The 10408-nt window shown below is 67.3% G+C and carries 9 protein-coding genes; 4 read left to right on the top strand and 5 right to left on the bottom strand.

From position 1 onward, the window contains the following. Positions 1-28: 28 nt before the first annotated feature. The 3 genes from DBV14_RS24860 to DBV14_RS24850 all read right to left on the bottom strand — a co-directional run bounded on the left by DBV14_RS24860 (position 29) and on the right by DBV14_RS24850 (position 2611). The gene (locus tag DBV14_RS24860) at positions 29-1060 is read right to left on the bottom strand and encodes an isocitrate/isopropylmalate dehydrogenase family protein (protein ID WP_124463118.1); all 1032 of its coding nucleotides are present in this window, start codon (positions 1058-1060) and stop codon (positions 29-31) included. A gap of 134 nt (positions 1061-1194) precedes the next feature. Then, positions 1195-1878 carry a hypothetical protein gene (locus DBV14_RS24855; protein WP_124463116.1) on the bottom strand — a complete coding sequence of 228 codons (684 nt, stop codon included), beginning with the start codon at positions 1876-1878 and terminating at the stop codon, positions 1195-1197. A 61-nt stretch (positions 1879-1939) separates the two neighbouring features. Next, positions 1940-2611: an LpxA family transferase gene (locus tag DBV14_RS24850; RefSeq protein ID WP_185546116.1), complete on the bottom strand. Its 672-nt coding sequence runs from the start codon at positions 2609-2611 to the stop codon at positions 1940-1942. A gap of 110 nt (positions 2612-2721) precedes the next feature. Between DBV14_RS24850 and metG the strand changes: the two genes are divergently transcribed. Then, on the top strand, positions 2722-4845 hold the full coding sequence (gene metG / locus DBV14_RS24845; RefSeq protein WP_124463114.1) for a methionine--tRNA ligase: 2124 nt from the start codon (positions 2722-2724) through the stop codon (positions 4843-4845). Positions 4846-4886: 41 nt separating this feature from the next. Here metG and DBV14_RS24840 read toward each other — a convergent pair whose 3' ends face one another. Beyond that, positions 4887-5558, bottom strand: coding sequence for a GntR family transcriptional regulator (locus DBV14_RS24840; protein ID WP_124463112.1), 672 nt, complete (start codon positions 5556-5558; stop codon positions 4887-4889). A 58-nt stretch (positions 5559-5616) separates the two neighbouring features. Here DBV14_RS24840 and DBV14_RS24835 point away from each other — a divergent pair, with 58 nt between their 5' ends. From DBV14_RS24835 to DBV14_RS24825, 3 genes are read left to right on the top strand one after another with little or no spacing between them, the layout of a single operon-like run. After that, entirely contained in the window at positions 5617-6372 is a 756-nt protein-coding gene (locus DBV14_RS24835; protein ID WP_124463110.1) for an enoyl-CoA hydratase/isomerase family protein, read from the top strand. Between the two features lie 49 nt (positions 6373-6421). Beyond that, positions 6422-7396, top strand: coding sequence for a tripartite tricarboxylate transporter substrate binding protein (locus tag DBV14_RS24830; protein ID WP_124463108.1), 975 nt, complete (start codon positions 6422-6424; stop codon positions 7394-7396). Then, positions 7393-8580, top strand: a complete 1188-nt coding sequence (locus DBV14_RS24825; protein ID WP_260397216.1) for a CaiB/BaiF CoA-transferase family protein — start codon at positions 7393-7395, stop codon at positions 8578-8580. The genes DBV14_RS24830 and DBV14_RS24825 overlap by 4 nt, the downstream gene beginning before the upstream one ends. A 27-nt stretch (positions 8581-8607) precedes the next feature. Here the strand turns inward: DBV14_RS24825 and DBV14_RS24820 are convergent, their stop codons facing one another. Next, positions 8608-10341 (bottom strand): hydrogenase maturation protein, encoded by a 1734-nt coding sequence (locus DBV14_RS24820; protein ID WP_124463106.1) that lies wholly within the window; start codon positions 10339-10341, stop codon positions 8608-8610. Positions 10342-10408: the final 67 nt, after the last annotated feature.

Below are 10408 nucleotides of genomic sequence, written 5' to 3'. Positions count from 1 at the left end.
GCTCCCAAACAGCAGCGCCAAGAACGACTCAACCCCCGTTGATGCGACTGACCAGCGCCTTGGTGAAAGCCGCCGTACCAGCCGCCCCCCCGAGGTCCCCCGTACGAACCTTGTCGATATTCAGCGTCTCATCAATCGCCGTGCGCAAGCGCGTAGCCAACTCAGGCAGCCGAACGTGGTCCAGCATCAACGCAGCAGCCAGCAGCAACGCAATGGGATTTGCAATCCCCTTGCCAGCGATATCAGGCGCCGACCCATGCACCGCCTCGAAAATCGCCGCGTCCGCGCCGATGTTCGCGCCCGGTGCCATGCCCAGGCCGCCGACCAGGCCGGCCACCAGGTCCGACAGGATGTCGCCGAACAGGTTCGTCGTCACCAGCATGTCGAACTGCCACGGGTTCAGCACCAGCTTCATCGCACAGGCGTCGATGATCACCGTGTCCAGCTCGAACTTGCCCTTGTACTTCTTCTCGTACAGGTCCAGGCCCGTCTCCAGGAAGATGCCCGTCAGCGCCTTCATGATGTTCGCCTTGTGCACGATCGTCACCTTCTTGCGGCCCGTTGCCACGGCCGTTTCGAAGGCGTATTCGAGCAGGCGGCGGCTGCCCTGGCGGGTGTTGATGCCGGTCGCCATGGCCACCGCATGCGGGTCGCCGTCGATCGGCACGTAGTGCTCGTGGCCGATGTACAGGCCCTCGAGGTTTTCGCGCACCACCACCAGGTCGATCTTGTCGAAGCGGCCACCCGGAATGATGGTGCGCGCCGGACGCAGGTTGGCGTACAGCTGGAACTCCTCGCGCAGCCGCACGTTCGACGAGCGGTAGCCGCCGCCCGATGGCGTTTCCAGTGGCCCCTTCAGGGCCAGGCGGGTGCGGCGGATGCTTTCCAGCGTGGCCGGCGGCAGCGGGTCGCCCGCGGCCACCACGCCACCGAGGCCGGCAATCTGGCGGTCCCACTCGAAGGGCGCCTTCAGCGCGTCGAGCGCGGCCAGGGTGGCATCGACGATTTCGGGGCCGATGCCGTCGCCGGGAATCAGGGTTGCGGGAATGGAGGTGGTCATAGATGGGGCGCTCGGGTCGGTTGGCGAAAAAGCTGGCCGGAATCATCCCACGGCCTGCCCGCGCGGCAGGCGCAAGACCTTATGCCCACAAGGCCGCGCGGGGCGTGCTGAAAAAGCGGGAGAGCGCCCGCGCCTCAGCGCTCTTCCAGGCCGTCGAGCTCGTAGCTGAAGAGCGCGTCGCCCTTGGCGGTCTTCACCTCCATCTTGATGACGCCGTATTGCGGTGCGTACCAGGAGTCGACGGAGTTGTCTTCGCCGCGGGAGCGCACGTGGCAGACGTTTTCGAAAGTGCGGGCGTTGTAGTTCGGCTTCAGCTCCAGGTTTTCGAAGCCCACGAAAACGTGGTCCGCCTGGTACCTCTTTGCGAAGTCGAACGGCTCGTTGCCCGCGCTGGTGGTCTTCACGCCCTTGCCGGCCAGCTTGAAGGTGGCGCCCGGCTTGACGTCGGCCGGAACCTCGGGGAACGGGGCCGTGAAAACTTCCTTGATGACCACCTTGCTGGCATTGCCGCCGAGCGCCGCAACGCCGTACTGCTCCGAGCCCAGCCGCTGGCGGCCGGTTTCGTCGAAGAACCTGGCCGACTTGACGCCGCCGTCGGTGCTGACCACGCCCACCGCGGCCTTGCCCGCGAACTGGGACTTGATGATCTGTACCTTGGAACGGTCGCTCAGCGTGTAGGCCACGCCGGGCTTGAGCTTGAAGCAATCGGCAAACGACGGGGCCGCTGCGATGGCGCTGGTGCTTGCCGCGGCGGCCATGGCTGCGATGGCGGTGCCCAGAATTGCCTTGAAACCAAATGACTTGGTAGTGTTGTGCATCGAATCCTCCCGGTGATTTGAGCGGGCGATGATGCCATGCACTTTTCGTCGATTTTTCGGCTCAGAGCGGGTCGTTGGGCAGTTCCTGATCGAGCAGCGAAGCGCGCGCCACGACGCGGCCGGGAAGCAGCAATGCACCGGGCGCAATGACCGCATTGGCACCGATGCGCGCACCATCGCCGACGAGCGCGCCGAACTTCTCGCAGCCCGTGGGGTGCAGTGCGCCGCCATCACCGCCGTCGCCGCCGTCACGGATTCGCACGCGGATGTTCTTGTCGGCGCGCTCGTTGCGGTGGTTGCAGACGATGCTGCCGGCTTCCATGTTGACGCCGGCGCCCAACACCGAATCGCCGACGAAGTTGAAGTGCGCGAGCGCCGTGCCCGCGAACACGAAGGACGACTTCAGTTCCACGCCCGGCCCGATGCTGCAGCCCGCATCGACCCAGTTGCCGCCACGCAGGTAGGCGCCGGTGGCCACGAAACAGCCTGCACCGAGGATGAGCGGCCCTTTCAGCACCGCGCCGGGTTCGACGCGCGCGCTGCGGTGGATGGCGACATCGCCCTCGATGGCGTACTCGCCGGCGGGCAGACCAGCCAGCAGTTCGCGCACGATCTGCGGCGCCTGCACCGGCAGCTCCCACGGAAGACAGCGCCCCCATCGCGCCAGCGGCGACGCGGCGAATCCGGCGATGTAGGCATGGAGATCGATGGCGTGGGGCACAGGAGATGACATGTGGGAAATGCGGGACATTGGGGCTGATGCTGCCACCAAACCCACCGGCGCACGCCGCCACCTAAAATGCCCGGTTCCCCTGTCCGTCACTCCCGAAAGCGCCCTCCCCGATGTCCGCCCCGCGCAAGCTCTTCGTTACCACCGCCCTGCCGTATGCCAACGGCAAGTTCCATATCGGCCACATGATGGAATACATCCAGGCCGACATCTGGGTGCGGAACCAGCGAATGAATGGCGCCGAGGTCAACTTCGTGTGCGCCGACGACGCGCACGGCGCGGCCATCACCATCGCGGCCGACAAGGCCGGCGTGACGCCGCAGGCCTTCGTGGCCGAGATCGCGGCGGGCCGCAAGCCCTACCTCGATGGCTACTACATCTCGTTCGACAACTGGCACTCGACCGATGCGCCCGAGAACCACCAGTTGGCGCAGGACATCTACCGCGACCTGCGTGCCAACGGCCTCATTGCGACCAAGAGCGTCGAGCAGTTCTACGACCCTGCAAAGGGCATGTTCCTGGCCGACCGCTTCATCAAGGGCGAATGCCCCAACTGCCATTCGAAGGACCAGTACGGCGACAACTGCGAGGTGTGCGGCGCCGTGTACGCGCCCACCGAGCTGATCAACCCCTACTCGGCGCTGTCGGGCGCCAAGCCCGAGCTGCGCAGCTCGGAGCACTTCTTCTTCAAGCTGTCGGACCCGCGCTGTGAGGCCTACCTGAAGGAATGGACCGCCGCGCCCGGCCACGTGCAGTCCGAAGTGCAGAACAAGATCCGCGAGTGGCTCTACAAGGACGACGAAGGCAAAGGTGGTCTCAGTGACTGGGACATCAGCCGCGACGCGCCCTATTTCGGCATCGAGATCCCCGATGCGCCGGGCAAGTACTTCTACGTGTGGCTCGACGCGCCCGTGGGCTACCTGGCCTCGCTGAAGAACCTGCTCGACAAGCGCTGCATCGAACTGGGCGGCGACGGCATCTCGTACACCGAGTACATGGCCGACCCGGACCTGGAGCAGGTTCACTTCATCGGCAAGGACATCATCACCTTCCACACGCTGTTCTGGCCCGCCATGCTGCACTTCAGCGGCCGCAAGGCACCCAATGCGGTGTACGTGCACGGCCACCTCACGCTGAAGGACGGCGAGAAGATGAGCAAGAGCCGCGGCACAGGACTCGATCCGCTCAAATACCTGTCGATCGGCCTCGATCCCGAATGGCTGCGCTACTACATCGCGGCCAAGCTGAACGGCCGGAACGAAGACATCGAGTTCAACCCCGAGGACTTCGTGGCGCGCGTCAACAGCGACCTCGTGGGCAAGTACATCAACATTGCCAGCCGCGCGGCGGGCTTCATCGGCAAGCGCTTCGGCAGCCAACTGGGCACGGTGTCGGCCGATGGCGAAACGCTGCTGTCGGCGCTGCGCGCGGCCGCGCCGCAGGTGCAGTCGCTGTACGACGGCCGCGACTACGCCCGCGCCCTGCGCGAGGTGATGGCGCTGGCCGACAAGGTGAACGAATACGTCGACCAGAACAAGCCCTGGGAACTGGCCAAGAAGGAAGGCGCCGAGGCACGGCTGCACGACGTGTGCACGGTGTGCATCGAGGCCTTCCGCCTGCTCACGCTGTACCTGAAGCCGGTGCTGCCGGCGCTGGCCGTGAACGTCGAGGCCTTCCTGAAGATCGCACCGCTGGTCTGGTCCGATGCCGCGCAGGCCCTGCCGGCCGGCCACGCCATCGGCGACTACAAGCACCTGATGCAGCGTGCCGATGCCAAGGTGGTAGACAAGCTGTTCGACGCGCCGGAAGCGGCGCCCGGTGCTGCCACTGCGGCCTCCGCTGCTGCGGCGGAACCCGCGTCCGCCGATGCGCTGCCCGGCGGCGAAGCCATCGCGCCGACCATCACCATCGACGACTTCGTGAAGATCGACCTGCGCATCGCGAAGATCGTGGCCTGCGAAAAAGTCGAGGGCTCGACCAAGCTGCTGCGCTTGACGCTCGATGCGGGCGAAGGAAAAACGCGCAACGTGTTCAGCGGCATCGCCTCGGCCTACCAACCCGAGCAACTGGTGGGCAAGCTGACGGTGCTGGTCGCCAACCTGGCGCCGCGCAAGATGAAGTTCGGCGTCAGCGAAGGCATGGTGCTGGCCGCGAGCCATGGCGACGAAAAAGCCAACCCGGGCATCCACGTGCTCGAGCCGTGGCCGGGCGCGACGCCGGGCATGCGCGTTCGCTGAAAAAAGTAGAAAAGCAGGGTCCGGCCGCGCAACAGGCCGGGCTAGCCGAACTTGTTGTTCAGCACGAGGTCGGCAAACACCTTGCCGCCCACCGAGATGTGGTCGCGCATCGCCTCCGCGGCGTTGTCCGCGTGGCCTTTCAGGATCCACTCCACCACCCGCTCGTGCTCCCGCTGTGAAGCGGCCAGGCGCCCGGGTTTCTCGAACATCCGCCCCCTGTAAGCCGCGATGCGCAGGCGCACCGTCTGCGCCTGCTCGACGATGAACGGATTGCCGCTGGCACGGTAGATCACGTCGTGCAGCACGGCGTTGGCCTGCTGGTAGGCCTCGGCGTCGTTCGCCTCCGCCTGCGCGGCGGTGCCGGCCAGCGCGCGCAGCAACTCGTCGCGCAACGCCGGGCCGATGCGCAACGCCGCCAGCCGCGCCAGCACGCCTTCGAGCTCGCCCAGCGCTTCCATCATCGCGACCAGTTCGTTCGCCCGCAGCTGGCGCACGTAGATGCCGGTGCGCGGAACGATGTCGACCAGGCCGCGCGCACTCAGCAGCAGCAGCGCCTCGCGCACCGGCGTGCGCGAGGTGTTGAAGCTCAGCGCCAGCGCTTTTTCGTCGATGGGCATGCCGGGCGACAACGTGCCTGCCTGAATGTCTTTTTCGAGCCGGCCACGGATCTGGTCCTGCAGGCTGGGGGTGTCGAGGGTTTTCGCGGGTTGCATGGGAATTGCGATATTAGCTAACCTTACAGATATATCAATTCAGTCATTTGGTACATCAATGCTTCCAACACTCCAGATCGAAGGCCCGGTCGCCTTCCTGACGCTGCGCCGCCCGCAGGCCGCGAACAAGCTCGTGCCGGAGGACCTGCCCGAGCTGGTTCGCCTCGTGGAGACGGTGAATCGCTCGCCTGAAGTGCTGGTGCTGGTCCTCCAGTCCGAGGGCAAGTACTTTTGCAGCGGTTACGATATATCAGAGGTGGCCTCCAGCAGCCAGACCGAGGGGCGCAGCTTCGGCGACATGGTCGATGCGCTCGAAAACTGCCGCGCCGTCACCATCGCGGCGGTGCATGGGGGCGTCTTCGGCGGGGCCACCGACCTGGTGCTGGCCTGCGACTTCCGCGTGGGCGTGCGCGGCGCCGAGATGTTCATGCCCGCCGCCCGGCTCGGCCTGCACTACTACCAGAGCGGCATGGAGCGCTATGTGTCACGGCTCGGGCTGGACACGGCCAAGCGGCTCTTCTTGACCGCCGAAAAGCTCGACGGTCCCGCCATGCGCGACTGCGGCTTTCTCACGCAACTGGTCGACGACGCACAGGCGCTCGACGCCGAAGTGCTGCGCCTGCGCACCACGCTCGCCGGCATGGCGCCGCTGGCGCTGCTGGGCATGAAGAAGCACCTGAACCAGATTGCGCGCGGCAGTGCCGACGCCGCTTCGATCCAGCGCGAGGTGCAGCGCACCGTCGCTTCCAAAGACCTGGCCGAGGGCGGCCGCGCCTGGCGTGAGAAGCGTCCGCCGGTCTTCAAGGGCCGCTGACCGGGCGCCGCCCTCCCCATCGATACGACAAGAAACCGGAGACAAAGACATGAAGCAACAACTTCGCGCCGTTTCATTCGCCGCGGCGGCGCTGCTGGCCTCGGCCGGCGCCCTGGCGGACAGCTACCCCACGCGGCCGATCACGCTGGTGGTGGGCTTTCCCGCCGGCGGCGGGGCCGACACGGTGGCACGCATCGTCAGCGACAAGATGGCCAAGCTGCTGGGGCAGCCGGTGATCATCGACAACAAGCCCGGCGCGGGCACCACCATCGCGTCGGACCAGGTGGCGCGCGCGGCGCCCGACGGCTACACGCTGCTGCTGGGCAGCGCCAACCTCTATGGCAGCGACAAGCTGCTCTACAAGGCCGTGAAGTACGACGGCGCGAAGAGCTTCGTGCCCATCTCGCGCTGGAGCTCGGCGCCGATGCTGCTCGCCGTCAACAAGGATGTGAGCGCAAAGACCGTGCAGGCACTGATTGCCGAAGCGCGGCAGAACCCGGGCAAGCTGGCCTATTCGTCGTCGGGCACCGGCGTGGTGACCCACCTTGCGGGCCTGTCGTTCGAAAAGGCCGCCGGCGTGACGATGCTGCATGTGCCCTACAAGGGCGGCGCCCCGTCGATCCAGGCGGTGGCCGCGGGCGACGTGCAACTGACCTTCGGCACGCCGCCCTCGGTGTTGCCGATGGCGCAGGGCCAGAAGCTGCGCGTGCTGGCCGTGACCTCGGGCCAGCGCTCGCCGCTCTTTCCCGACGTGCCGAGCATTGCCGAGGCCGGCGTGAAGGGCTACGACTACACCTTCTGGTTCGGCCTGTTCGCACCGGCCGGCCTGCCGCCCGAGATGGCGCAGAAGCTGTTCGACGCCAGCGTGGCGGCACTGAACGACCCCGACGTGAAGGCGCGGATGGAAAAGTCGGGCAACGAAGCGGCGCCGTCGAAATCGCTCGCCGAGTTCCGCAGCTGGGCCACGGCCGAGGGCGCGAAATCGAAGGAACTCACCGAGCGCTCGGGCGCGACCGTCGAATGATGCCGGGCACTTCTTCAAATGCATCCGCAGCCACGGTCACGGCGGGCCCGCTGCAGGGCTTTACCGTCATCGACCTGACGCGCGTGCTCGCGGGCCCGTACTGCACGCTGCTGCTGGCCGACCTGGGCGCGCGCGTCATCAAGGTGGAGCAGCCGGGGCTGGGCGACGACGCCCGCCAGATCGGCCCGTTCGTCGAGGGCGACTCGGCCTACTTCATGTCGGTCAACCGCAACAAGGAGTCGATTGCGCTGGACCTGAAGGCGCCGGCCGACCGGGAGGTCTTCGAGTCGTTGCTGGCCACGGCCGACGTGCTGGTCGAAAACTTCCGCCCCGGCACGATGGAAAAGCTGGGCTACGACTGGCCGACGCTGCATGCGCGCTTTCCCAAACTGGTGTTCACCTCGGTCTCGGGCTTCGGCCAGACGGGGCCTTACAGCAAGCGCCCTGCCTACGACATGGTGGTGCAGGCGATGGGCGGCATCATGAGCCTGACCGGCCACCCCGGCGCGCCGCCGACGCGCGTGGGCGTGTCGATCGGCGACCTGGGCGCGGGCCTGTACGCCGCCATCGGCACGCAGGCCGCATTGCTGCAGCGCGGGCGCACCGGCCTGGGAGACAGGGTGGATGTGGCGATGCTCGACTGCCAGGTCGCGCTGCTCGAGAACGCGATCTCGCGCATGGAGGCCGATGGCCGCGCGCCGGGGCCCATCGGCTCCCGGCACCCATCGATCACGCCCTTCGACGTGTTCCGTGCTTCCGACGGCTGGTTCGTGATCGCGGCGGGCAACGACGCGCTGTTCCAGCGCCTGTGCACGGTGCTGGAATTGCCGGCACTGCAGGACGACGAGCGCTTTGCCACCAACCCCGGGCGCTGCCAGCACCACGAGGTGTTGAAGCAGTTGCTCGAAGAGCGCCTGGCGTCGGCGACCTGCGCGCACTGGCAGGCGCTGCTGATGCAGCACAACATTCCCACGGGCGGCTACAACGACGTGGCCGCGGTGGTGAACGACCCGCAAGTGCAGGCGCGAGAAATGCTGGTGCAGGTGCGCACGCAGAGCGGCCGGCCGCTCACGGTGGCGGGCAACCCGGTGCACGTGGGCGGCCACCGCACGCAGGTGCTGCGGCAGCCGCCGCGGCTGGACCAGGACCGCGAGGCGATTCTTGCGGAGCTGGCGCAACCCTGACGACGGGAGACCGCGGCCTGCGCCCGCTCAGTCCGCGGCGAGCCCCAATCGGGCGACATGCGGCGGCGTGTGCAGCGCCTTCTCCTTGCGCACGAACGCGGACCGCAATGCACGGTGTGGCTCGCTGGCATCGAAGAAATTGCGGCGCATGTGCGCCAGCTCTTCATCGCGGTACTGCTGCAGCGGCTTTGCGGCTTCGTCTTGCGCGCGCGCCGCCTGCTTCTTCGCGATGCGCGCAGCCAGGTCCGGCGAGGCGGCCAGTTGCGTGGCCAGCCGCGTCACTTCATCGCCCAGTTCTTCCGGCGCGGCCTGCAGCACGCGCTCGGCCATGCCGAGTTCGACGGCGCGCCTGGCGCTCACGGGCAGGGCCGATTGGGTCAGGCGCTGCGCCTCGGCGGCGCCCACGCGGCGCGGCAGGGTGTAGGTCCAGTATTCGGAGCCGTGCAGGCCCATCAGCGTGTAGTGCGGGTTGAGCACGGCGCCATCGCGGCACCAGACTTCGTCGGCCGCCAGTGCGAGCATCACGCCGCCCGCGGCCGCGTTGCCGCCCAGCGCCGACACGGTGAGCCGGTCGGTGGTGGTGAGCACTGCCTCGACAAGGTCGTTCATGGCGTGGATGTTGGCCCACGATTCCTCGGCCGGATCGGCCGCAGCCTCGATCACGTTGAGGTGGATGCCGTTGGAGAAAAAGTCGCGCACGCCGCCCAGCACCAGCACCGAGGTCGGGCGCGCCTGCGCAAAGCGGTAGGCCTCCAGCAGGCGCCGGCATTGCACGGTGCTCATCGCGCCGCCGGGGAACGAGAAGTTCAACACGCCGACCGCGTTGCGCCCGCCATGTTCCCCGTGCTCGCTGTACCGGATGTCGGACCAGGTGCGCCGGCTCGCGGGCAGTTGCAGCGGCACCGGCACTTCGGGCACATCCACGGGCAGCAGGTCGCCCAGCGCCTGGACGGCCGGCAGCTTGTAGCTGGCCAGCGCCGAGCCGGGCGCGCGCCAGGGGCGCAACTGCGCAATCCACACCGCGCCATCGACAGTGGCGCGGCAGATGGCGCCGGCCCGGGTGGCGATCAGGGCGCCGGGCGCACCGCGCAGTTCGTCTTCGGGGTGGCCGCCATGCAGGTGCCACTGAGCGCCCAGCAATTCGTCGAGCACGCCGGGTTGCGAATCGGCCGCGCGCAATTGCCGCAGCACCGATTCGGTCGATTGCGTGGCCCAGTCGATGCGGCGTTCAGCCTGCTTCAGGAACGGGCGCCAGCCGGCGGCAAGGTCGGCCGCCTTCTGCCGCTTGGGCTTGTACTTGCCGGAGCCGAAACGCTCCACGGCCAGCAGCACCGCGTCGACGGCGGCGTCGGCCACTTCGCCGCGGTACAGGTCGCTCTTGCCGGCCAGCGGCGGCATCTTCAGCGGCGACCAGGCCCAGACATCGCCCGCGTCCATCTCGGCGACGGCTTCGAGCACGGTCACGCCCCAGCTTTCCACGCCGCCCCGCAGCGTCCAGTCGAGCGACGAGGGGCCTCTGTCGCCCGGCGGGCCGGGATGCACGATCAGGCAGGTGTGGGCGGTCCAGACGTCTTCGGGAATCGCCGTGGTCAGCATCGGCGCCACGACGAGTTGCGGCGCATGCCGGCGCACGGCTTCGCGCAGGGCATCGTCATTACCGAGTGCCAGCTCCACCCCCACGGTGTGGCCGCGGTCCTGGAGTTCGGCCAGAACCCGTTGCGTCAGGCTGTTGAACGCGCTTGCGACAAGCAGGATGTGCATCGGGAACGCCCTCGGTAATGTTGGTTTCTAAATGTCAATTAATGTCAAAAATGTATCTTTATCTTTG

Source organism: Variovorax sp. KBW07, from assembly GCF_003852515.1.
Classification (GTDB): Bacteria; Pseudomonadota; Gammaproteobacteria; order Burkholderiales; family Burkholderiaceae_C; genus Variovorax.
This window is presented reverse-complemented; position numbering and strand designations above follow the sequence as displayed.